This is a genomic window from Streptococcus vestibularis (assembly GCF_900636445.1).
GTDB classification, from domain to species: domain Bacteria; phylum Bacillota; class Bacilli; order Lactobacillales; family Streptococcaceae; genus Streptococcus; species Streptococcus vestibularis.
Map to the genome: position 1 here is coordinate 767,276 of NZ_LR134275.1, position 22,719 is coordinate 789,994.

20 protein-coding genes and 2 pseudogenes are annotated in these 22,719 nt (G+C 39.5%); 16 read left to right on the plus strand and 6 right to left on the minus strand.

The window, feature by feature from the left end; translation table 11 throughout:
* Positions 1–29: 29 nt before the first annotated feature.
* Together EL076_RS03935 and EL076_RS03940 are read right to left on the minus strand one after the other, a co-directional pair.
* Positions 30–1,279 (minus strand): annotated as a pseudogene (locus EL076_RS03935) (ISL3 family transposase).
* A 197-nt stretch (positions 1,280–1,476) separates the two neighbouring features.
* Positions 1,477–2,272: pseudogene (locus EL076_RS03940) on the minus strand (ISL3 family transposase); the annotation flags it as partial.
* A gap of 229 nt (positions 2,273–2,501) precedes the next feature.
* Between EL076_RS03940 and EL076_RS03945 the strand changes: the two are divergent.
* Positions 2,502–3,764, plus strand: coding sequence for an NRAMP family divalent metal transporter (locus tag EL076_RS03945; RefSeq protein ID WP_003093785.1), 1,263 nt, complete (start codon positions 2,502–2,504; stop codon positions 3,762–3,764).
* Between the two features lie 130 nt (positions 3,765–3,894).
* Here EL076_RS03945 and EL076_RS03950 read toward each other — a convergent pair whose 3' ends face one another.
* The 4 genes from EL076_RS03950 to yghU form a co-directional block, all read right to left on the minus strand.
* A complete protein-coding gene (locus EL076_RS03950; RefSeq protein ID WP_003093591.1) occupies positions 3,895–4,137 on the minus strand; it encodes a type B 50S ribosomal protein L31 in 243 nt (80 codons plus the stop codon).
* A gap of 105 nt (positions 4,138–4,242) precedes the next feature.
* Positions 4,243–5,175, minus strand: a complete 933-nt coding sequence (locus tag EL076_RS03960) for an FAD:protein FMN transferase (RefSeq protein ID WP_003093357.1) — start codon at positions 5,173–5,175, stop codon at positions 4,243–4,245.
* Complete coding sequence (locus tag EL076_RS03965; protein WP_003097433.1) at positions 5,162–6,106, minus strand: DHH family phosphoesterase; 945 nt, start codon at positions 6,104–6,106, stop codon at positions 5,162–5,164. Before EL076_RS03965 ends, EL076_RS03960 begins: the two co-directional genes overlap by 14 nt.
* A gap of 79 nt (positions 6,107–6,185) precedes the next feature.
* Entirely contained in the window at positions 6,186–6,974 is a 789-nt protein-coding gene (gene yghU / locus EL076_RS03970) for a glutathione-dependent disulfide-bond oxidoreductase (RefSeq protein ID WP_003093646.1), read from the minus strand.
* A gap of 172 nt (positions 6,975–7,146) precedes the next feature.
* Here yghU and add point away from each other — a divergent pair, with 172 nt between their 5' ends.
* The 15 genes from add to dltD all read left to right on the plus strand — a co-directional run bounded on the left by add (position 7,147) and on the right by dltD (position 22,554).
* Positions 7,147–8,157, plus strand: a complete 1,011-nt coding sequence (add, locus tag EL076_RS03975) for an adenosine deaminase (protein ID WP_003093576.1) — start codon at positions 7,147–7,149, stop codon at positions 8,155–8,157.
* A gap of 184 nt (positions 8,158–8,341) precedes the next feature.
* The gene (locus tag EL076_RS03980) at positions 8,342–8,938 is read left to right on the plus strand and encodes a thymidine kinase (RefSeq protein WP_003093204.1); all 597 of its coding nucleotides are present in this window, start codon (positions 8,342–8,344) and stop codon (positions 8,936–8,938) included.
* Between the two features lie 36 nt (positions 8,939–8,974).
* A complete protein-coding gene (prfA, locus tag EL076_RS03985; RefSeq protein WP_003097431.1) occupies positions 8,975–10,054 on the plus strand; it encodes a peptide chain release factor 1 in 1,080 nt (359 codons plus the stop codon).
* On the plus strand, positions 10,051–10,884 hold the full coding sequence (prmC, locus tag EL076_RS03990; RefSeq protein ID WP_126429333.1) for a peptide chain release factor N(5)-glutamine methyltransferase: 834 nt from the start codon (positions 10,051–10,053) through the stop codon (positions 10,882–10,884). The genes prfA and prmC overlap by 4 nt, the downstream gene beginning before the upstream one ends.
* Entirely contained in the window at positions 10,871–11,476 is a 606-nt protein-coding gene (locus EL076_RS03995; RefSeq protein WP_126429335.1) for an L-threonylcarbamoyladenylate synthase, read from the plus strand. Before prmC ends, EL076_RS03995 begins: the two co-directional genes overlap by 14 nt.
* A gap of 94 nt (positions 11,477–11,570) precedes the next feature.
* Positions 11,571–12,821 carry a serine hydroxymethyltransferase gene (glyA, locus tag EL076_RS04000; RefSeq protein WP_003094383.1) on the plus strand — a complete coding sequence of 417 codons (1,251 nt, stop codon included), beginning with the start codon at positions 11,571–11,573 and terminating at the stop codon, positions 12,819–12,821.
* A gap of 6 nt (positions 12,822–12,827) precedes the next feature.
* Positions 12,828–13,805: a nucleoid-associated protein gene (locus EL076_RS04005; protein WP_003093572.1), complete on the plus strand. Its 978-nt coding sequence runs from the start codon at positions 12,828–12,830 to the stop codon at positions 13,803–13,805.
* A 1-nt stretch (position 13,806) separates the two neighbouring features.
* Positions 13,807–14,418 (plus strand): lysozyme family protein, encoded by a 612-nt coding sequence (locus EL076_RS04010; protein WP_126429337.1) that lies wholly within the window; start codon positions 13,807–13,809, stop codon positions 14,416–14,418.
* Positions 14,419–14,449: 31 nt separating this feature from the next.
* Positions 14,450–16,189 carry an ABC transporter ATP-binding protein gene (locus tag EL076_RS04015; RefSeq protein ID WP_126429339.1) on the plus strand — a complete coding sequence of 580 codons (1,740 nt, stop codon included), beginning with the start codon at positions 14,450–14,452 and terminating at the stop codon, positions 16,187–16,189.
* Complete coding sequence (locus EL076_RS04020) at positions 16,179–17,927, plus strand: ABC transporter ATP-binding protein (protein WP_048788206.1); 1,749 nt, start codon at positions 16,179–16,181, stop codon at positions 17,925–17,927. Before EL076_RS04015 ends, EL076_RS04020 begins: the two co-directional genes overlap by 11 nt.
* Before the next feature lie 174 nt (positions 17,928–18,101).
* A complete protein-coding gene (locus EL076_RS04025; RefSeq protein WP_002885174.1) occupies positions 18,102–18,233 on the plus strand; it encodes a teichoic acid D-Ala incorporation-associated protein DltX in 132 nt (43 codons plus the stop codon).
* Positions 18,234–18,241: 8 nt separating this feature from the next.
* Positions 18,242–19,792, plus strand: coding sequence for a D-alanine--poly(phosphoribitol) ligase subunit DltA (dltA, locus tag EL076_RS04030; protein ID WP_003094058.1), 1,551 nt, complete (start codon positions 18,242–18,244; stop codon positions 19,790–19,792).
* Positions 19,789–21,036, plus strand: coding sequence for a D-alanyl-lipoteichoic acid biosynthesis protein DltB (gene dltB / locus EL076_RS04035; RefSeq protein WP_126429341.1), 1,248 nt, complete (start codon positions 19,789–19,791; stop codon positions 21,034–21,036). The genes dltA and dltB overlap by 4 nt, the downstream gene beginning before the upstream one ends.
* Positions 21,037–21,053: 17 nt before the next feature.
* The gene (dltC, locus tag EL076_RS04040) at positions 21,054–21,293 is read left to right on the plus strand and encodes a D-alanine--poly(phosphoribitol) ligase subunit DltC (RefSeq protein ID WP_002891149.1); all 240 of its coding nucleotides are present in this window, start codon (positions 21,054–21,056) and stop codon (positions 21,291–21,293) included.
* The gene (gene dltD / locus EL076_RS04045) at positions 21,286–22,554 is read left to right on the plus strand and encodes a D-alanyl-lipoteichoic acid biosynthesis protein DltD (RefSeq protein ID WP_003094418.1); all 1,269 of its coding nucleotides are present in this window, start codon (positions 21,286–21,288) and stop codon (positions 22,552–22,554) included. The genes dltC and dltD overlap by 8 nt, the downstream gene beginning before the upstream one ends.
* Positions 22,555–22,719 lie beyond the last annotated feature (165 nt).

Here is a 22,719-nt window from a genome sequence, read left to right on the forward strand (position 1 = left end):
AACTGTAGTGGGTGACGAAAAGCTAACATCTAGAGAGGACCTGATAGGTCTTCTCTTTTTTTATGTTCAGAGTGATGAAGACACGTTTCTTAAAGTTGATGAAGTTTCTAAAACCGAAGCCCAACCGTTTGATGTCTTTAATCAACTTGTTGGTAGCTTCCAGTTTTGCGTTTGAATAGTCTGTTTCTAGTGCATTTTGGATGTATTGTTTGTGTCTAAGAAAAGTTCTAAAGACCGTTTGAAAGCAGTGATTGACCTTGCTCATGTTCTCCTCTATTAACTCAAAAAACTCGTCTACTCTCTTCTCCTGAAAGTGAAAAAGCAAAAGCTGATAAAGTGTATAGTAGTCAGTAAGCTCTTTTGAAAAGCCTAGTGTCTTCTCAACAACTTCATGTGGTGCTAAAGTTTGGCGGAAAGTCTTTGAATAGAAAGAGTTGAGAGATAACTTACAGCTGTCCTTTTGGAAGAGTCGCCAGTGATTTTTCAAGGCTCGATAGGGTAGTGACTTCTTATCGAACTGGTTCATGGTTGCAATTCTAGTCTTTAAAAATGCTCTACCAAGGTGCTGGATAATGTGGAAACGATCAATAATGATTTCGGCGTTTGGGAAAAGTTTTTTGGCTAGTGGGATATAGGCTCCAGACATATCCATTGTGATAAACTGCACCTGTTGGCGAGCTTTTAATGGATACTTTAAAAAGTAGTTTCGTATAGTGGTTTGGCGGCGATTATCAAGGATGGTTATGAGTTCGTTTGTCTCATAATTCTGCGCCACAAAAGCCAATTCCCCTTTCTTGAACCCAAACTCATCCCAGGACATAACAGCTGGAAGTTTGTCATAATGTTTCTTGAAAGTGAACTGGTCAAGCTTACGATAGACAGTGGACGTCGACACACGAAGTCTTCTGGCAATATCAGTTAGTGAGACCTTCTCAGTTAGGAGTTGTGCAACCTTTTGTCGGACTAAATTGGAGATTTGGCAGTTTTTCTCAACGATTGATGTCTCAGCTACCGTGACTCTCCTACAATTTTTACACTGGAAACGACGTTTTTTCAGACGTAGTAGAGTTGGAGTTCCAGCTTGCTCGAGAAGAGGGATTTTAGAGTTTTTTTGAAAGTCGTACTTGATCATCTTTCCATGGCAGTGAGGACATGATGGTGCAGGGTAATCAAGTTTTGCTTGAATCTCTATATGAGTATCAGTTTCGAAAACAAGTGAAATAATGATATTTTGGTCTTTAATTCCGATTAATTCTGTGGTATTCTTAATAAGTCTCATAAGTTCTTCCTAATGATGGTTTGGTTGCTTTTCATTATAGTTCTTATGGGACTTTTTGTGTACACTTAAAAAGTTCTATAATCTCTACAGTGGTTTTACCCACTACAGAAATTATAGAGCCTCTCTTTTTTATGTTCAGAGTGATGAAAATATGCTTCCTAAAGTTGATAGAGGTTAGAATAATTAGCGAGTTCTTATGAAAAATGCAGTGTTTTCTCAAGGACTTCATGTGAGTTTTAGGTTTGACAAAAGGTCTTCGAGTGAAATGATTTACAAGATAACTTACGGCTGTCCTTTTGGAAGAGTCTCCAGTGATTTTTTAAAGCTCGATAAGGTAGTGACTTCTTATCAAACTAGTTCATAATGGTAATTCTTGTCTTTTAAAAAGCTCTACCGAGGTGCTGGATGATGTGAAATCGATCAAGAACAATTTTGGCGTTAGGGAAGAGTTTGCGAGCCAGTGGAATATAAGCTCTAGACATATCCATCGTGATAAACTGCACTTTTTGTCGAGCTTTCAATGGATACTTCAAAAAGTAGTTTCGTATAGTGGTTTGGCGACGATTATCAAGGATGGTTATGATCTCGTTGGTCTCATAGTTTTGAGCGATAAAATCCAAGTCACCTTTCTTGAACCCAAACTCATCCCAGGACATTACAGCTGGGAGTTTGTCAAAATGTTCCTTGAAAGTAAACTGGTCAAGCTTACGATAGACAGCGGACGTCGACACACGAAACCTTCTGGCAATATCAGTTAGGAGTTGTGTAACCTTTTGACGGACTAGATTGAAGATTTGGCAGTTTTTCTCAACGATTGATGTCTCAGCTACCATGATTCGCCTACAATTTTTACACTGGAAGCGACGTTTCTTTAGATGTAGTAGAGTCGGTGTTCCAGTTTTGCTTGAACCTCGATGTAGATATCTTTTTCAAAAATAAGAGAAGTAATGATGTTAGGGTCTTTAACTCTGTGGTATTCTTAATAGATCTCATGAGTTCTTCCTAATGATGGTTTAGCCGTTTTTCATTATAGTTCTTATGGGACTTTTTGTCTGCATTCAAAAAGCTCTATAATCTCTACAGTGGTTTTACTCACTACAGAAATTATAGAGCCGATTTTTCAGAAAATATGTGAAATGCTATTGAAATTATTCCAAAAATTGTGTAAAATGGTAAACATCAATTCAGATTATTCTGAAAATTCATTTTAGGAGATTCTCTTATGTCACAAACAAGTATAACTAGTCAGTCTACCTGGCGTAGTAAAATAAAAGCAATGGGACCCGGTATCCTAATGGCTTCGGCGGCCGTAGGTGGTTCCCACATCGTTTCATCTACCCAAGCGGGTGGTTCTTATGGATGGGCCTTGTTAGGATTAGTTATTCTGGCTAATCTCTTCAAATACCCATTCTTCCGTTTTGGTGCTGAGTATACCGCAGATACAGGTAAAACTCTTGTTGAAGGTTATGCTGAGAAAGGTAAATTCTATCTTTGGGTATTCTTCATTTTGAATGTCTTCTCAGCCTTGGTTAATACTGCGGGAGTTTCTATTCTTTGTTCAGCCATCATTGCTAGTGCCTTTCCAATGCTTGGTTTGAGTATTACCACATGGTCAATCATTTTGGTTGCAATCATTTGGGGTATGTTACTCTTTGGTGGTTACAAACTTCTTGATGGCATGGCTAAATGGATCATGTCAGCTTTGACTATTGCAACAGTAGCAGCAGTTATTATTGCAGCAATCAAACATCCAGAGTACAGTACTGACTTCGTTGAAAAAACACCTTGGCAGCTAGCAGCCCTTCCATTTATCGTTTCACTTCTTGGATGGATGCCAGCTCCAATTGAAATTTCAGCTATTAACTCACTTTGGTCAGCTGAGAAAAAGAAAACTGTTGATTTCAACACTGATGATGCCCTCTTTGACTTTAACGTTGGTTACATCGGAACAGCTATTCTTGCGGTATTCTTTGTAGCTCTAGGTGCGCTTATCCAGTACCCAACTGGTAAACCAGTAGAAGCAGCATCAGCTAAGTATATTGCTCAGTTTGTTGGTATGTATGCCTCAGTACTTGGTGAGTGGTCACGCTATTTGATTACCTTTATTGCTTTCTTGTGTATCTTTGGTACTGTAATTACTGTTATCGATGGTTACTCACGTGTTAACGAAATTTCTCTTCGTCTTTTGTTTAACCAAAAAGAAAAAAATCAAACACCATTGAATGTTTGGATGACATTGACAGCTATTCTTGGTCTCATCATTATTTTCTTCTTCCAAGGTCAAGTAGCAACAATGCTTCGTTTTGCCATGATTGGTTCATTCCTTACAACACCTTTCTTTGCGCTTTTGAATTACGTACTTGTTACTAAAGAGAAGAAAGACCTTCCAACTTGGTTGAAAGGACTTGCTATTGCAGGGTTGATCTTCTTGTTTGGATTTGCCCTCTTCTTTATCTGGGCTTTGGCTATTGGTAAAGCAGGTTAATAGGATTAAACGGTTTCCATATGGAAGCTGTTTTTTTCTTTTATAAAGATGGGAGTAGGAGAGATAGATTATATCCAAGAGTATACAAAAAAACCATTCCAATCGGAATGGTTTAACAACAAGATATTGCTTATTTGAGACCGTATTTTTTGTTGAAACGATCCACGCGTCCGTCTGCTTGAGTGAATTTTTGACGGCCAGTGTAGAATGGGTGTGAATCTGATGAAATTTCTACACGGATAAGTGGATAAGTTTCACCTTCGAATTCAACTGTTTCGTTTGAGTGTTTAGTTGAACCGCTAAGGAATTGGTAACCAGTGGTTGTGTCCATGAATACTACTTGACGGTAATCTGGATGGATATCTTTTTTCATGTTAAAATATTTCCTTTCTGCCATGGTACTTTCCGCACCATAGTTTTTTTAACTATTTTAGTTTATCAAAAGGTGGTCTTCTTGACAAGTCTTTTTTACTATTTTTTAGGAAATTCGCATTTTGTAAATGCCACCTGTCTGAAAGCATCGATTATCTTTATCAACGATGATAGCTTCAAGATTTGGCTGTGAACTAACTTCCTGGAAAATGCGTTCTAGACTTGAGCCAAATAAACGTGTCGTCCAAATTTCACCATCGACTGAGAGGGATGAAATGATGGTAAGACTAGCTAGATCACTAGAGACAGGGTAGCCAGTTTGACTATCGAAAATATGATGGTAAGTTTTGCCATCTATCTCAAAAGTGCGTTCATAGATTCCTGAAGTGACAATAGACTGGTCTCTTATAGCAAGCACCATAAGATTTGTGTTTCTAGTCTCCTTGGGATTTTGAATACCAATTCTCCATTTTTGATCAGGATTGTGTAAGGCTGGTCCAAATGTTAAGACATTGCCCCCCAGATTAATCAGAGCACTAGTTACATTTTCATCTTTGAGATAATCTGCTATACGATCTGCAATATAACCTTTTGCCAAAGCACCAAGATCAATTTTCATCCCTTTTTCTTTGAGAAAAACGCTTTGATTTTCCTCGGATAGAACGATGTCTTTGGGATTAATAATATCTAGGAGTGGAGCGATTTCTTCAGGAAGGGGGAGTCTGGCATCAGAAAAGCCAATTCGCCAAGTCTGAATGAGAGGTCCGATAGCAATATTAAGGTGACTTCCAGGTTGGCAGCTATGCCATTTTCCAAGAGCAATAAGTTCAAAAAGCTCTGGGTGAACCGTCACCGAATGTAAGCCTGCTGCCTTGTTAATTTTCATGAGTTCGGAACTGTCGTCATTGGCTGAGAAGCGCTTATTGTAGGTATGTAGGAGTGCTTCAACCTGGTCTAGCAGGGGGGTTGGTTCTTCATGATAGATAGAGACGTCAATCACAGTTCCCATGAGACGTACACGACGATTAGTGAGTTGCATGGGCAACGGTATCCTTGATTTCTCGATAGATTTGTTCGTTTTCGTTTAAGCTGTAGGAATTGGCACCACTAGCAAGTGGGTGGCCGCCACCATCATGGCGTTTGGCAATCTCGTTGATGACAATACTTTTACTGCGCAGACGGACACGGTAATGCCCTTCAGGCTGCTCTACGAAAATAGCCCAAGATTCGACGCAATCAATACGGCCTGGAGTACCAACGATGGCAGAACTTTCAGCATCAGTGACATTGAATTCATCCAAAATCTTTCGTGTCAAGACAACTCGAGCTGCACCATTTTCATCAACTTCAAGATTATCGAAAACATAGCCTTGAAGTTTAGCAATTTTGAAAGGAAAACTGTCCATTCGACGAGCCATAGATGCAAAATCAAAGTTATGTTCGCGAAGTTTAGCAGCGATTTGTAGTGTTTTAGGAGTTGTAGATGGGTAGAGGAAGCGACCTGTGTCGCCAACAATACCATTGTAAAGAACACGAGCAGCGGCATCTGACAAGGAAAGACCAAGAGTGAGAGCCCAGTCAGTCACAATTTCGCTGGCACTTGAAGCAGTCGTATCAACTAAGAGGAGATCGCCGTAGGCATCGTCGTTAGGATGATGGTCAATTTTGATAAGAAAGTCCCCCTTATCAAAACGGTCGTCGTCGATACGAGGAGTGTTGGCTGTATCGGTAACAATAACAAGCGCTCCTTCATAGTCTTGGTCAGTTACCTTATCCATTTCAGCAATCCAAGACAAGGTAGGTTCATTGACACCAGTCGCGAGAACCTTTTTATCTGGAAAGTTTGTTTTTAAAATTTCCTTCAGTCCTACCTGACTACCAATGGCATCAGGGTCTGGTCTTTGGTGACGGTGGATAATAATAGTGTCATAGGCTTTTATTTTTTCTAAAATAGCTTGAAATATAGTCATGAATGTCTCCTTGTGATTTTGTTTCTATTATATCATGAAACAATAGAAAAACGGTTAGCCTAGGCAAACCGTTATAAAATTAGATATCTTTATAGTCGACTTCAAGTCCACGTTTAACCGCTGGACGGTTGGCAATTTTTTCAGTCCATGCTTGAAGGTGCTTGTACTCTTTAACATCAAGGAAAATACCAGCCTTCTCCCAAATTTTATCTTGAGCAAGACGGCCATACCAAGACCAGATTGCGATATCAGCGATGGTGTATTCATCACCAGCAATATAAGGTTTGGTTGCTAATTCTTTATCCAGCAAGTCAAGTTGGCGTTTGGCTTCCATCGCGAAACGGTTGATGGCGTATTCAATTTTGTCAGGCGCATAGTGGAAAAAGTGACCAAATCCGCCACCTAGGAAAGGTGCCGCACCTGTTTGCCAAAAGAGCCAGTTGAGAACTTCCGTACGTTTTGCGTGATCAGTTGGAATGAGTTTTCCGAATTTTTCAGCCAAGTAAAGCAGGATGTTAGCTGATTCAAAGACACGAACCGGTTGTTCTTCAGAATAATCCATCATGGCTGGAATCTTTGAGTTTGGATTAATTGCAACAAAGTCTGAGCCAAATTGGTCACCGTCACCAATCTTAATACGATAAGCATCATATCCCGCTTGAGTCACACCAAGTTCTTTCAATTCCTCCAGCATGATAGTTGCCTTGATACCATTAGGTGTTGGAAGAGTATAGAGTTGGAAAGGTTGGTCACCTTTAGGTAAAGTTTGTTCAAAACGTGCACCAGCTGTAGGTTGATTGAGGCCGCCCCAGGCACCTCCCATAGAGGTTGGAATTTCCCAAACTTCTGGTAAAATATAGTCAGACATAAAGTTTCTCCTTGTATTCTTGATAGTTACATCCTAACAAAATGCTAATGGCATTTCAAGAATCTACTACGTCCTATTAGCGCGACACCTTGACTTTTTCTATAAGAATGATAAGATAGTAAAAATTAATTTTTATCTGATAAAAACATATTGTTTAGAGAGGAAGAAAAGAATGACTGCTATTGATTTTCATAAGTTGGCTAAAACAGAACTACACTGCCATTTGGATGGTTCTCTATCATTGGAAACTATTCGTCACCTAGCTGACTTGGCACAGATTGAGTTGCCTGAGGACGATGCGGAGCTCAAACACCATGTGACAGCCCCGGCTACCTGTGAGAGTCTCCTAGATTATCTTGAGGCTTTTGATTACATTCGTCCTTTGCTTCAAACAAAGGAAGCTTTGACCATTGCGGCTTATGATGTCGCTAAACAGGCTGCTCTTGAAAATGTTATCTATATTGAAGTGCGTTTTGCTCCCGAATTGTCAATGGATAAGGGGTTGACTGTCGCTGAAATCATTGATGCTGTTTGTCAAGGCTTACGTCAAGCTCAAGAAGAATTTGGTATTATTGCTAAGGCACTGGTTTGTGGTATGCGCCAATCAGATCAAGCTTTAACAGCTCGTATTCTTGATGAAGCAAATGAAGTTGAAGATAGTGACTTTGTTGGTTTTGATTTTGCTGGAGATGAGCATCATTATGGACCTAAAGCGATTAAACCTCTGATTGAACAAGTCCAAAGTTACAACCGTCCGATGACTTTCCATGCTGGTGAATGTGGATGCGCTGCCTTTTTGGCTGAGTCAATTGCCATGGGAATTAAGCGTAATGGCCATGCAACAATCTTGGCTCAAGAGCCTGAGCTTCTGGAAGAGTTTGTTAAAAATGGTGTCACAGGAGAGCTATGTTTAACAAGTAATCTCCAGACCAAGGCAGCCGTTACAGTAGCTGATTTTCCTTATCTAAAAATGAAAGTGGCAGGGGCTAATATTACTATTAATACGGACAATCGTACCGTTTCTGATACAAACTTAACCAAGGAATACGAACTCTATCACAAGCATTTTGATAGCTCAGTACAAGATTTTTATGCTCATAATAAGACGGCAATCGAAGCTTCATTTGCTAGCGATGAGGAGAAAGCAGAACTTCTTGATAGATTGGCTAAAGCCTATTCATAAGAAGTAAATAGACTGGTAAAACTTTATAAAGGTGATAAGATTGAGCCATTTGGAACATCAGTCAAACCAATCATAAAAATAAGGGAGTGAGGCGAACTTTTTTCAAAATTTGTTCAGTCTCCCTCCCTTTTAGGCTTGGAATTATGATAAAATAAGTACAATACATATTTTAGAGGAGACTGGTTTGGCACAACTTTATTTTCGCTACGGCACCATGAATTCTGGGAAATCCATTGAGATTCTTAAGGTTGCACATAATTACGAAGAACAAGGAAAACCAGTAGTACTGTTGACCAGTCGTTTGGATAATCGAGATGGAGTCGGCTATATCTCGAGTCGTATTGGCATGAAACGGAAGGCCTATCCTATTGGTGATGATACGGATATTTTTGGTTACATTGCTAATATGTATCCACGACCGTACTGTGTTTTAGTTGATGAGGCTCAGTTTTTGACCCGTGCGAATGTCTATGATTTGGCACGAATTGTTGATGTGTTAGATATTCCAGTGATGGCTTTTGGTCTCAAAAATGATTTTCAGAACAATCTCTTTGAAGGTTCTAAATACCTTTTGCTTTTGTCTGATAAGATTGATGAGATTAAGACCATTTGTCATTATTGCTCGAGAAAGGCAACCATGGTTCTTCGTATGGAAGATGGTAAGCCAGTTTATGAGGGAGCACAAGTTCAAATTGGAGGACACGAGAGTTATATCTCTGTTTGCCGAAAGCACTGGTTTAATCCACCTCACGAAAACATAATCCCTTTGAATAAGGCCTAAAATGACTATTAGTTATATAAGGAGAAAAGATAACAAATGAATATTTATGATCAGTTACAAGCGGTTGAAGACCGTTATGAGGAATTGGGTGAATTGCTCAGTGACCCTGAAGTCGTTTCAGACACTAAACGCTTCATGGAGTTGTCACGTGAAGAAGCAAATACTCGTGAAACTGTGACAGTTTACCGTGAGTACAAGCAAGTCATCCAAAGTATCTCAGATGCTGAAGAGATGATTAAGGAAGCAAGCGGTGATCCTGACTTGGAAGAAATGGCTAAGGAAGAACTCAAAGAATCCAAAGCCGCTAAAGAAGAGTATGAAGAACGTTTGAAAATTCTTCTCTTGCCAAAAGACCCTAATGATGACAAGAATATTATCCTCGAAATCCGTGGGGCTGCAGGTGGTGATGAAGCTGCCTTGTTTGCAGGTGACCTTTTAGCTATGTACCAAAAATACGCAGAAACACAAGGTTGGCGCTTTGATGTCATGGAAGCCTCTTATAATGGTGTCGGTGGTATCAAAGAAGTGGTTGCCATGGTTTCAGGCCAATCAGTCTACTCTAAACTCAAATATGAATCAGGAGCACACCGTGTGCAACGTGTGCCTGTGACTGAGAGCCAAGGTCGTGTTCATACTTCTACAGCAACTGTTTTGGTAATGCCAGAAGTTGAAGAAGTGGAGTACGAAATCGATCCTAAGGACCTCCGTGTCGATATCTATCACGCATCTGGTGCCGGTGGTCAGAACGTCAATAAAGTTGCGACTGCGGTTCGTATGGTTCACATTCCTACTGGAATTAAAGTAGAGATGCAAGAAGAACGTACACAACAGAAGAACCGTGATAAAGCTATGAAGATTATTCGTGCGCGTGTTGCGGACCACTTTGCACAAATCGCTCAAGATGAACAAGATGCTGAGCGTAAATCTACTGTTGGTACAGGGGATCGTTCAGAGCGTATCCGTACGTACAACTTCCCACAAAACCGTGTGACGGATCATCGTATTGGTTTGACCCTTCAAAAATTAGATACGATTTTGGCTGGGAAAATGGATGAAGTCATTGATGCTCTTGTTCTTTACGATCAAACGCAAAAATTGGAAGAGCTTAACAAATGATTTTAGCGGATGTCCTGGCTGACTATGAGAAGCAACTTGAGGCTGTTGGAGAAGAGCCAGAGGCCCTTTCCTTTGTTTATCGTGGTTTGAAACAGTGGGACTTGACTCATTTTGTTCTTCAATTGCGTCAAGAAGTTTCAGAGGAAGATGCAGAGTTGTTAGCTTATGTATTCAGCCAACTAAAGAATCACAAGCCTGCTCAGTATATTTTGGGTTATGAAGACTTTCATGGCTTGCGTTTTCAGGTTGATGAGCGTGTCTTGATTCCACGTCCTGAAACTGAGGAATTAGTGGATTTAATTTTGGCGGAAAACCCTAGCTCAGAGCTCAAGATTCTTGATATCGGAACTGGGAGTGGTGCTATTTCGGTATCCCTGAAAAAGAGTTGCCCCTTTTGGCAAGTAACAGCTAGTGACTTGTCAGCTGACGCCTTAGTACTTGCTAAAGAGAATGCTAAACTAAATCAGGTAGACATCAGCTTTGTTCAATCAGATGTTTTCGAAAATATTTCTGGTAGTTTTGATATCATTGTGTCAAATCCTCCCTATATTTCTGAAAATGATAAGGACGAAGTTGGTTTAAATGTCTTGACTAGCGAGCCAAAGATGGCCTTGTTTGCTGATGAAGAGGGGCTAGCCATTTATAGACAGATTATTGAGGACGCAACGAAGTATTTAACTCCAAAAGGAAAACTCTACTTTGAAATTGGATATAAGCAAGGACTGGATTTGAAAAGGCTCTTGTCACTACATTTTCCAGATAAGCATGTGCGTGTCCTTAAGGATCAATTTGGACAGGATAGAATGGTCGTGATGGATGATGAAAAGTAAGAAACAGTTAAGAGAAAGTTTGGATAATGGTGAGGCCATTGTTCTTCCTACAGAGACTGTCTATGGTCTATTTGCTAAGGCTATGGATGAGAGTGCTGTGAACCATGTTTATGAGCTGAAAAATCGTCCTAGAGATAAAGCCATGAATTTGAATGTAGCCTCGTATGAAGATATCCTTTCCTATTCAAAGGAGCAACCCAAGTATTTGAAACAATTGTACGATGCTTTTTTGCCTGGACCTCTGACCATCATCTTAAAAGCTAATGATCAAGTACCTAGATGGATTAATTCAGGATTGGCAACGGTTGGATTTCGGTTACCAAACCATCCCGTAACTAGAGAGTTGATTCAAGCTGAGGGGCCTTTGATTGGACCATCAGCCAATAAGTCTGGGAAGGAAAGTGGTCGTCATTTCGACGATATTAGGGCACAATTTGATTTTCAGGTGACTGGCTATCGGGATGATAATGCCTTGTTAGGTGTAGATTCGACAATTTTGGATTTGTCGGTCTCACCTGCTAGGATTCTCAGACAAGGAAAAATAACAAAAGATGACCTATTGGCGGCTCTACCAGAGTTGACCATAGAATAAAATGACTAACAGAGACTTAAGAAAGAGTGAGATAACTTTCGACTGTTTGTGGGTGAGTTGTTTGAAAGCCCATTAGACCTCAAAGGAGACCTCTATGATTTTTGATAAAGAAGATTACAAAGCATTTGACCCTGAACTTTGGAATGCCATTGATGCTGAGGCTGAACGTCAACAAAACAATATTGAGTTGATTGCCTCTGAAAACGTGGTTTCTAAAGCCGTTATGGCTGCTCAAGGAACGCTCTTGACTAACAAATACGCAGAAGGCTATCCAGGTAAACGTTACTATGGTGGTACTGACGTGATTGATGTGGTTGAGTCTCTTGCTATTGAGCGTGCCAAAGAACTTTTTGGGGCAAAATTTGCTAACGTGCAACCTCACTCAGGTAGCCAAGCCAATGCAGCAGTTTACATGTCTTTGATTCAACCAGGTGATACGGTTATGGGAATGGATTTGTCAGCGGGTGGTCACTTGACACACGGTGCACCAGTTAGTTTTTCTGGTAAGACCTATAACTTTGTGCCTTACAATGTTGATAAGGAAAGTGAACTTCTTGATTATGATGCTATCCTTGCTCAAGCAAAAGAAGTGAAACCAAAACTTATCGTAGCAGGGGCTTCAGCATACTCACGTATCATTGATTTTGCTAAATTCCGTGAAATCGCTGATGCTGTAGGTGCTTACCTCATGGTAGATATGGCTCACATTGCAGGTCTTGTAGCCTCTGGTCATCATCCAAGTCCGGTTCCTTATGCACATGTGACAACTACAACGACCCACAAGACACTTCGTGGACCTCGTGGTGGTTTGATTTTGACTGATGATGAAGATATCGCTAAGAAATTGAATTCTGCGGTCTTCCCTGGTTTGCAAGGTGGCCCATTGGAACACGTTATTGCTGCCAAGGCTGTCGCTCTTAAAGAAGCACTTGACCCTGCCTTTAAGGAATACGGTGAAAATGTTATCAAGAATGCTGCTGCCATGGCGGATGTTTTCAACCAACATCCAGATTTCCGTGTTATCTCAGGTGGCACTAACAATCACCTCTTCTTGGTTGATGTGACTAAAGTTGTTGAAAATGGTAAGGTTGCACAAAACGTTCTTGAAGAAGTTAATATTACTTTGAATAAGAATGGTATTCCTTACGAGCAGTTGTCTCCATTTAAGACATCTGGTATTCGTGTTGGTAGTCCAGCTATTACAAGTCGTGGTATGGGGGAAGCTGAGAGCCGTAAAATTGCTGAATTAATGGTTGAAGCTTTGGAAAATCACGATAAACCTGAAGTTTTGGAACGCATTCGTGGAGACGTTAAAGTTCTTACAGATGATTTCCCACTCTATTAATAAATTATGTTAGATCTATATATTAAACGCATTATCATTCATCAGTTTTCTCCAAATGATACGGAGCTGGTTTTAGCAGAAGGGCCTCTTGAAATAACGCCACGTTTAGATGAGTATTTTAGAAAGAAACTCTCTAAGGTTTTCTCAGATGAGGCTAAACGAGGGTATTTCGATACAGAGAATGTTTTCATTAGTCATTTAGGAGATGATTTGATGGAAAGTTCAGTCAAGATTGCCCAACTTTGGAAGGAAGAATTTGTCATTTCTGAAGATCAAAAGACCAATGATTTGGTCTTTATTCAGTTTGACAAAGAAGGGCAAGAGTATTTTGCTTTCTTGCGTATTGCTCTTAAGGATAGTTTGATTCATTCTTTGGGAGATAGCCAACATCCTATTCAATTGTCACAAAATAATTTGCCTTCTGCTGCCCAGACGCCTGATGAAGCTTTGGTAATCAATCGTAGTAGTAAGCAGTATTATTTGATTGAAAAGCGAATCAAGCATAATGGAAGCTTTGCCAATTATTTCTCTGAAAATCTGTTGCAGGTCCAGCCTGAGCAATCTGTCAAAAAATCGATTAAGATGGTTGAAGATACTGCTCAGAAGATTGCTGAGAATTTTAATCAGGATGACTTTAACTTCCAAGGAAAGATGAAATCTGCTATTTTCAATAATTTGGAAGAAGACCAAGAGTTATCACCTGAAAAATTGGCAGACCAGCTCTTTGATAATAATTTGACAGCTCGTTTGACCTTCGTTGATGAGCTCAAAGAGGCCATTCCTGAACCTATTTCGGTATCAGATATTGACCATTCACGTCAAATTAAAAAATTGGAGAATCAAAAATTATCGTTATCGAACGGAATTGAGTTAATCGTGCCTAATAATGTGTATCAGGATGCTGACAGTGTTGAGTTTATTCAAAATCCTGATGGCACCTACTCTATTCTCATCAAAAATATCGAGGATATCATCAATAAATAATATGTTTAAATGGATAAGACGTCTGGCGGTTTTTGTTGTAGTCCTCATCATAGGTATCCAATGCTATCGAATCCATGCCAATATTCAACATGTCCTAACCTATGAATCTATGGTTAAGGAGGTATTGGCTGAGGACGACATTGAAAATACAACCAATGTCGATTTGGTTCTGGCTATGATCTACACAGAAACCAAGGGGAAGACAGATGACGTGATGCAGTCCAGTGAAAGTTCTACAGGGGTGACCAACTCCATAACAGATCGAAAAGAAAGTATTCGTCAAGGGGTGACGGTTCTGTCGGAAAATCTGGAAGAAGCTGCCCACCATAAGGTGGATCCTTGGACAGCAGTACAAGCTTATAACTTTGGTAAGTCCTATATCGATTATGTGGCTGATAACGGTGGTGTTAACACCGTTGAACTAGCAAATGCCTATTCTAAAGATGTCGTTGCTCCAAGTCTAGGAAACACTAGTGGTAAAACCTATACTTATTATCAACCTGTTGCCATGTATTATGGTGGGGGTAAGCTTTATACAAATGGTGGAAATATTTATTACGCCAAAGAAGTACAGTTTAATCTCTTTCTGATGCGAATGTTCTCTCGTCTCTAAGAGTAGCTACTTCATTCTTAAGGAAAGACAAATGAAAGCATTATTAGTTTATTTTAAAGGATACGTTAAAGATAGTATCCTGGGACCCGTTTTTAAATTAATCGAAGCCAGTTTCGAACTCTTGGTCCCTCTAGTGATTGCTGGAATTGTCGACACAACTATTCCAAATAAAGACCAAAATCATCTGTTTATGATGATTTTTCTCTTGTTCGGACTTGCCGTTATTGGGGTTGTCGTTGCTATTTCAGCACAGTATTTTTCATCCAGAGCAGCAGTTGGCTATGCCCAAGGTTTAACCGATGATTTGTATGCGAAAATCATGCGTTTATCAAAGGAAAAGCGGGATGAGATTGGAACGTCAAGTTTGGTGACACGTTTGACTGGTGATACCTTTCAAATTCAAACGGGTATCAATCAATTTTTGAGGCTCTTTTTGAGGGCACCAATCATTGTGACGGGAGCCATTATTATGGCATTCCGTATCAGCCCGCGTTTAACCTTATGGTTTCTTGGAATGGTCTTGGTATTGACACTTATTATTGTACTAGCTAGTCGCATCGTCAATCCTCTATATGCCAAGATTCGAGTAATTAATGAATCAATTGTTACCAATACGCGTCAACAACTTGAAGGTATGAGGGTTATTCGGGCTTTTGATCAGAGTGAGCGTGAATTAGACAACTTTACCGCTGTCAATAAAGACTTGAAGAAGTGGCAGCTCAAAACAGGAGTGATAGCAAGTCTCATTAGTCCTTTGACTTTCTTGGTTGTTAATATGACCTTGATTGCTATCCTTTGGCAAGGAAATCTGCAAATTCAAGGTGGCCTTTTGTCTCAAGGTATGCTGATTGCTCTGGTCAATTATCTCTTGCAAATTTTGACGGAGCTTCTTAAATTAGCCATGATGTTGAGTAATCTCAACCAAAGCTCTATTTCAGCGAAACGTGTACAAGCTATTTTTGAACTCCAAGATGAGGACATTGAAGCGCCTTTAATAATAAAGAAACCCAATCAACCAATCATAGCCCTTGAAATTGACAAGATGACTTTTACTTATCCTACAGCTAGTCAACCATCGCTACAAGAAATCGACTTTAAGACTTTTGAAGGCGAGTCTCTGGGGATTATTGGGGGTACAGGTTCGGGGAAATCGACCTTGGTCAATTTAATTATGAATCTTTATCAACCTCAGTTTGGTAGTTTGACTATCTTTAAAAATCAGTTGTCGCCGAATAATCTTAAAGAGTGGCGGTCTTGGATTGCTTATGTCCCACAGAAAGCTGAGTTGTTTAGGGGAACCATTCGTTCAAACTTGTCATTAGGACTTGATTACGAACCAAGTGATCAAGAATTGTGGCATGCTCTTGACATGGCTCAGGCTGCTGATTTTGTAAGAGAAAAGGACCTTGGTTTAGATGAGCCAGTTGAGTCGTTTGGCCGTAATTTTTCGGGTGGTCAGCGTCAGCGTCTGACTATTGCGCGTGCTTTGATGCGACCAGCCCCTTTCTTAATTTTGGATGATTCGACCTCAGCTTTAGATTACTTGACTGAAAGCCGTCTATTAGCGGCTATCAGAGAAAATCTTAAATCAACTAGTTTGATTATTATTTCGCAAAGAACAAATAGCCTAAAAGCTGTTGATCAAATTTTGGTACTTGATAAGGGACACCAAGTTGGCCTGGGTAATCATGAAGAATTGCTTGCTACTAATAAACTCTATCAAGACATTCATTATTCTCAACACCAAAAGGAGGTCGCTGATGAAGGCTAGAAATAACAAATCAACGCTTAAACGTTTAAGTAGAGATATCTTAAGTCAACGTTACCTCTTTGCCTTAGCAACTGTTGGGACCATTATTCAAGTTGCCTTAACGGTTTACTTACCTATCTTAATTGGTGATGCAGTGGATGCTGTTCTTAAGATGAATGCCGTTCTTTTGATGTCACGTTTGATTTGGCAGATGCTTTTGGTTATCTTAGCTAATAGTGCAATCCAGTGGCTTAACCCTTTGATTTATAATAGATTGATTTATTCCTACAGCGAAAGTTTACGTGAACGAGTCATGATGAAAATCCATGCTATGCCTCTCAGTTACCTTGACCGTCAAGGAACTGGAGATATAGTTAGCCGTGTGACTACAGATAGTGACCAATTGAATAATGGACTTCTTATGGTCTTTAATCAATTTTTCGTTGGACTTTTGACTATCTTTGTCATAATCATTACCATGAGTCGCTTAGACTGGCTCATGATGCTCTTAGTTCTAGTGATGACGCCTCTATCAATGCTTGTGGCTCGTTTTATTGCTAGGAAGAGTTATCAACTCTATCGCAACCAAACCAAGTGGAGAGGTACACAGACTCAGCTGATTGAGGAAAGTCTGACTCAGGAAGCTCTGGTACAAAGTCTAAATGCTCAAGACCAGATGGTTAGCAATTTTAAAGAGGTTAATGGTAAGTATGCTAACTATTCACAGGGTGCTATCTTTTACTCGTCTGCGGTTAACCCAGCTACACGTTTTGTTAATAGTCTGATTTACGCTCTCATTGCAGGTGTTGGGGCCTATCGCATTATGTCGGGTGGCACATTTACAGTGGGACAATTGACTACGTTCCTAAACTATGTCACTCAGTATACCAAACCTTTTAATGACATATCATCTGTCCTATCCGAACTTCAAAGTGCTTTAGCCTGTGCTGATCGCCTTTATATGATTTTAGATGAAAATGAAATACCAGAAACGGGTAATGCGGTTTTAGAAGAAGATGATGTTCAGGGACATTTTCAATTTGACCATGTTCAATTTGGCTATTTGCATAATAAACCTCTTATCAAGGATTTGAGTATTGATATTCCTGCTGCTAGTACCGTTGCTATTGTTGGCCCAACAGGAGCAGGAAAATCTACTTTGATTAATCTTCTTATGCGTTTTTATGACTTGGACAAGGGACAAATTTTGCTGGACGGTCGACCTATTACGGATTATACCCGTGAGAGTCTTCGCAAGCAGATTGGGATGGTCTTGCAGGAAACTTGGCTTGAGGTCGCCACTATCCATGATAATATTGCTTATGGTAATCCAAAAGCTAGTCGAGAGGAAGTAGTTGCAGCAGCCAAAGCAGCTAATGCTGATTTCTTTATTAAACAATTACCTCAAGGCTATGACACTTTCTTAAAAGATGCAGGGCAATCTCTTTCACAAGGACAACGTCAGCTTTTGACCATTGCTCGCATATTTGTCAATGTGCCTAAAATCTTAATCTTGGATGAAGCGACTTCTAGTATCGATACCCGTACAGAGCTTCTCATTCAAGAGGCCTTCGCTAAATTAATGAAAGGTCGAACAAGTTTCATCATTGCCCATCGATTATCTACCATTGAAAATGCGGACCTTATTTTGGTCATGAATAATGGGGATATCGTTGAATATGGAACCCATGAACAACTGATGCAAGCTAAGGGAATGTACTATCGAATGCAGACAGCCCAAAAGACACAAAATAGTTAAAAAAACAGAGCTTTTAGGCTCTGTTTTTTTAACATTTCAGCTAACCATTTATCGCTAAAACCTATTGATGAAAAAGAAATGAAATTTAGTTATTTTTTCTTTTTTATTGGAAAAAATGGAGATAAGATGGTAAACTAGAGAGGATATTATATAAAAAAGGTATCGAAAATTAGAATGTTAAAACACAAAAACGTCCTAGTATTTTTAGGACAAACCTTGCTTTATTTCGCCATTTTTATGGCCCTAATTTATCTCTACAATTACCTAGGACAAGGTCAAGGTAATTTTATCTATAACGAATTTTAGGAAGAATAATGACGAATACAAAAATTAAAGATATGATTGAAACGATTGAGCAGTTTGCTCAATCACAACCTGACTTTCCTGTTTACAATATTTTAGGGGAAGTTCACACTTACGGTGACTTAAAAGCTGCTTCGGATAACCTAGCTGCCAAGATTGATAGTCTCGATATTCCAGAAAAATCACCTGTTGTGGTTTATGGTGGTCAAGAGTATGAAATGTTGGCAACTTTTGTCGCTTTGACTAAATCTGGTCACTCTTATATTCCAATTGATAGTCACTCAGCTCTTGAGCGCGTGACGGCAATTGTTGAAGTAGCAGAGCCTAGTCTGATTATTGCTATTAATGATTTCCCACTTGAGGATGTCCAAACACCAATCTTGACACTGGACCAGGTGAAGATAGCTTTTGAAAGTAAAACTAGCTACGAAGTGACTCATCCTGTTAAGGGCGATGATACTTATTACATCATCTTTACATCAGGAACTACAGGTAAGCCTAAAGGGGTACAAATTTCACACAATAATCTCCTTAGTTTCACTAACTGGATGATTACGGACAAGGAATTTGCGACTCCAACACGTCCACAAATGCTGGCTCAACCGCCTTATTCATTTGACTTATCAGTAATGTACTGGGCACCTACGTTGGCACTTGGAGGAACACTCTATGCGCTTCCTTCAGCCATTACACAGGATTTCAAGAAGCTCTTTGAAACGATCTTCTCCCTTCCAATTGCTATTTGGACATCGACGCCATCATTTGCAGATATGGCAATGTTGTCTGAAGACTTCAATGCAGAGAAGATGCCAGAAATTACGCATTTTTATTTTGACGGAGAAGAGTTGACTGTCAAGACTGCTCAAAAGCTTCGCCAACGTTTCCCAGAAGCACGTATTATCAATGCTTACGGACCAACTGAAGCAACTGTAGCCTTATCAGCAGTAGCAGTAACTGATGAGATGCTGGCTAACCTTAAGCGTTTGCCGATTGGTTATACCAAGGAAGATTCACCGACTTATATTATCGATGAAGATGGTAATATCCTTCCAAATGGTCAGCAGGGAGAAATTATCGTCTCAGGTCCAGCAGTTTCAAAAGGCTATATGAATAATCCTGAGAAGACTGCGGAAGCCTTCTTTGAGTTTAATGGACTTCCTGCCTACCATACTGGTGATGTAGGAACGATGACTGATGAGGGTCTACTTCTTTACGGCGGACGCATGGACTTCCAGATTAAATTTAATGGTTTCCGTATTGAGTTAGAGGATGTTTCACAAAACCTTAATAAGTCTAAGTATATTGATTCAGCAGTAGCTGTGCCACGTTACAATAAAGACCATAAGGTTCAGAATCTATTGGCTTATGTGATTCTTAAGGATGGTGTTCGTGAGCAGTTTGAACGTGACATTGATATTACTAAGGCTATTAAGGCTGACTTAGAAGATATCATGATGTCTTACATGATGCCTACTAAGTTCCTCTATCGTGAGAGCTTGCCTTTAACACCAAATGGGAAAATTGATATCAAGGGGCTTATCAGTGAGGTTAACAACCGATGATAGACTTCTTGAAACAGCTTCCCCATTTAGAAGCCTATGGTAATCCTTTCTATTTCATCTATCTTGGGATAGCTCTATTGCCAATCTTTGTGGGCCTCTTCTTTAAAAAGCGTTTTGCGATTTATGAATGTTTGGTAAGTCTAGCCTTTATTGTTCTTGCTCTGACAGGAACACATGCTAGTCAATTACTAGCCTTACTCTTTTATATTATTTGGCAAATCATCTGGGTATACTCATACAAACGTTATCGCAGTCAAAAGGATAATAAATGGGTATTTTACCTACACTCGTTTCTTGTGGTTTTACCTTTGATTTTTGTTAAAGTAGAGCCAGCTATTAATGGTAACCAGTCGCTTTTTAACTTCCTTGGTATTTCTTACCTCACTTTCCGTGCAGTAGGGATGATTATCGAGATGCGTGATGGAGTGCTTAAAGAGTTCACACTAGGGGAATTCCTCCGCTTCATGCTCTTTATGCCGACCTTCACAAGTGGTCCTATTGATCGCTTCAAACGCTTTAATGATGACTATCAAGCTATTCCTGAGCGTGATGAGTTGATGAACATGTTAGAGCAAGCTGTAAAATATATTATGCTTGGTTTTCTCTATAAGTTTGTTTTGGCTCAGATTTTTGGAAGTATGCTTTTACCACCATTAAAAGCACAAGCCTTGAGCCAAGGCGGTATCTTTAATCTACCAACGCTTGGTGTCATGTATGTTTATGGTTTTGATCTCTTCTTTGATTTTGCGGGCTACTCCATGTTTGCCCTCGCAGCGTCTAATCTCATGGGGATTAAGAGCCCAATCAACTTTGACAAGCCTTTTATTTCACGTGATTTGAAAGAATTTTGGAACCGTTGGCATATGAGTTTGTCTTTCTGGTTCCGTGACTTTGTCTTTATGCGTATGGTTATGGTTTTGATGAGGAATAAGGTTTTTAAAAATCGTAATACCACATCAAACGTGGCCTATGTTCTCAATATGATGGTAATGGGATTCTGGCATGGGGTTACTTGGTACTATATTGCCTATGGTATTTTCCATGGAGTTGGGCTAGGAATTAATGATGCCTGGTTGCGTAAGAAGAAGACCATTAATAAAGAGCGTAAAAAAGCAGGACTTAAGCCTCTTCCAGAAAATAAATGGACCAAGGCTTTGGGAATCTTTATCACATTTAATACAGTTATGTTATCATTCTTGATTTTCTCTGGATTCTTGAATGATCTCTGGTTCACTAAAAAATAAGTAAAGGAATTTTAAAAATGGATGTAAAATCAGAAGTTATTGAAATTATTGATGAGCTCTTCATGGAAGATGTATCAGACATGATGGATGAAGACCTTTTCGATGCTGGTGTTCTTGATTCAATGGGAACAGTTGAACTTATCGTTGAATTGGAGTCACGTTTTGATATCCGTGTTCCAGTTTCAGAATTTGGTCGTGATGATTGGAACACAGCTAATAAGATTGTTGAAGGGGTAACGGAGCTTCGCAATGCTTAAGCGTTTATGGCAGATTTTTGGTCCAGTAATTTGTGCCTTGGTCTTGGTAGTAGTAGTTATATATGCCTACCCACAAGGTAGAAAATATAGTTATGAAGCTGAAAAACGTAGCGCAGTAACGCTGACGAATGAAAACTTTAAGAGTCGGACGAATAAAACTACCGCTCTTTCAGACCAGAATCATCGTTTTGTACCTTACTTTGGGTCTAGTGAGTGGTTACGTTTTGATGCCCTTCATCCGGCTGTTTTAGCAGAAAAATACGACCGTAACTATCGCCCATACTTTATTGGACAACGTGGGGCAGCCTCTCTAAATCAATATTTGGGGATGCAACAAATGCTTCCAGAATTACAAAACGGTACAGCTGTGTACGTCTTGTCTCCGCAATGGTTCACTAAAAAGGGTTATAACTCTGCAGCTTTTCAGCAGTTCTTCAATAACGACCAACTTAGTAGTTTCTTAAGTCAAAATCAGACGGATGCAAATTCACAGTATGCTGCTGAACGTATCTTAGAGATAAAACCTAAGATAACGATGAAATCTCAACTTTCTAAAGTGGCTAAAGGACAAGATCTCAATACTGTCGATAAAACCTACATTCAATTCATGGCAGAGCTAAATAAGCGAGAAGATAGCTTATTTAGTCCTTTAGTAGCGTTAAATAACGCTAATTATGACAAAAAGGTTCTTCCTTATCTTAAAGAGTTACCAGACCAATTCTCTTATGATGCCCTTGATCAGGTTGCTGTAAGAGATGCAGAAGCACATACCAAATCAAATGACTTTGGGATTGATGACCGTTTTTATAAGAAACGCTTATCTAAGAAAATTGGTAAACTTAAAGGTTTCCAGAAAAATCTTTCCTATGAAGTTTCTCAAGAATATGGTGATTTGCAGTTGGTTCTTAATCAATTTGCCAAGTCAAATACAAATGTCATTTTTGTTATTCCACCTGTTAATAGCAAGTGGATGGCTTATACTGGACTTAATCAGGAAATGTATGATGCTACGGTTTCTAAAATCCGTTATCAATTGGAAAGTCAAGGATTTACCAATATTGCAGACTTCTCAAAAGATGGCGATCAACCTTACTTTATGCAAGATACCATACATATGGGCTGGAAAGGTTGGGTAGCCTTTGACAAGGCCGTTGATCCTTTCGTTAGTAACCCAACACCTGCGCCTAGCTATAAATTGAATGATCGCTTTTATAGTAAGGACTGGGCAGGATATACAGGAACTCCTAGTCAGTTTAAGTAACACACAAAAAAGGCTTTCGAAAGCCTTTTTTTGTTATGGAGTCATAAGAGAATAATATTACTCTTATAATTTTTTCATAGGTTACCTTTAGAAATTGAGAAAAAGAATTGGGAGTAAGACCCAATCCTTTTTATTACCTTGAAGATTTGCAATACTTTAAACAGA

Coding starts and splice junctions, on each gene's coding strand:
- EL076_RS03945 (WP_003093785.1), top strand. CDS start 2,502: ATGTCACAAACAAGTATAACTAGTCAGTCTACCTGGCGTAGTAAAATA.
- EL076_RS03950 (WP_003093591.1), bottom strand. CDS start 4,137: ATGAAAAAAGATATCCATCCAGATTACCGTCAAGTAGTATTCATGGAC.
- EL076_RS03960 (WP_003093357.1), bottom strand. CDS start 5,175: ATGCAACTCACTAATCGTCGTGTACGTCTCATGGGAACTGTGATTGAC.
- EL076_RS03965 (WP_003097433.1), bottom strand. CDS start 6,106: ATGACTATATTTCAAGCTATTTTAGAAAAAATAAAAGCCTATGACACT.
- yghU (WP_003093646.1), bottom strand. CDS start 6,974: ATGTCTGACTATATTTTACCAGAAGTTTGGGAAATTCCAACCTCTATG.
- add (WP_003093576.1), top strand. CDS start 7,147: ATGACTGCTATTGATTTTCATAAGTTGGCTAAAACAGAACTACACTGC.
- prfA (WP_003097431.1), top strand. CDS start 8,975: ATGAATATTTATGATCAGTTACAAGCGGTTGAAGACCGTTATGAGGAA.
- prmC (WP_126429333.1), top strand. CDS start 10,051: ATGATTTTAGCGGATGTCCTGGCTGACTATGAGAAGCAACTTGAGGCT.
- EL076_RS03995 (WP_126429335.1), top strand. CDS start 10,871: ATGATGAAAAGTAAGAAACAGTTAAGAGAAAGTTTGGATAATGGTGAG.
- glyA (WP_003094383.1), top strand. CDS start 11,571: ATGATTTTTGATAAAGAAGATTACAAAGCATTTGACCCTGAACTTTGG.
- EL076_RS04005 (WP_003093572.1), top strand. CDS start 12,828: ATGTTAGATCTATATATTAAACGCATTATCATTCATCAGTTTTCTCCA.
- EL076_RS04010 (WP_126429337.1), top strand. CDS start 13,807: ATGTTTAAATGGATAAGACGTCTGGCGGTTTTTGTTGTAGTCCTCATC.
- EL076_RS04015 (WP_126429339.1), top strand. CDS start 14,450: ATGAAAGCATTATTAGTTTATTTTAAAGGATACGTTAAAGATAGTATC.
- EL076_RS04020 (WP_048788206.1), top strand. CDS start 16,179: ATGAAGGCTAGAAATAACAAATCAACGCTTAAACGTTTAAGTAGAGAT.
- EL076_RS04025 (WP_002885174.1), top strand. CDS start 18,102: ATGTTAAAACACAAAAACGTCCTAGTATTTTTAGGACAAACCTTGCTT.
- dltA (WP_003094058.1), top strand. CDS start 18,242: ATGACGAATACAAAAATTAAAGATATGATTGAAACGATTGAGCAGTTT.
- dltB (WP_126429341.1), top strand. CDS start 19,789: ATGATAGACTTCTTGAAACAGCTTCCCCATTTAGAAGCCTATGGTAAT.
- dltC (WP_002891149.1), top strand. CDS start 21,054: ATGGATGTAAAATCAGAAGTTATTGAAATTATTGATGAGCTCTTCATG.
- dltD (WP_003094418.1), top strand. CDS start 21,286: ATGCTTAAGCGTTTATGGCAGATTTTTGGTCCAGTAATTTGTGCCTTG.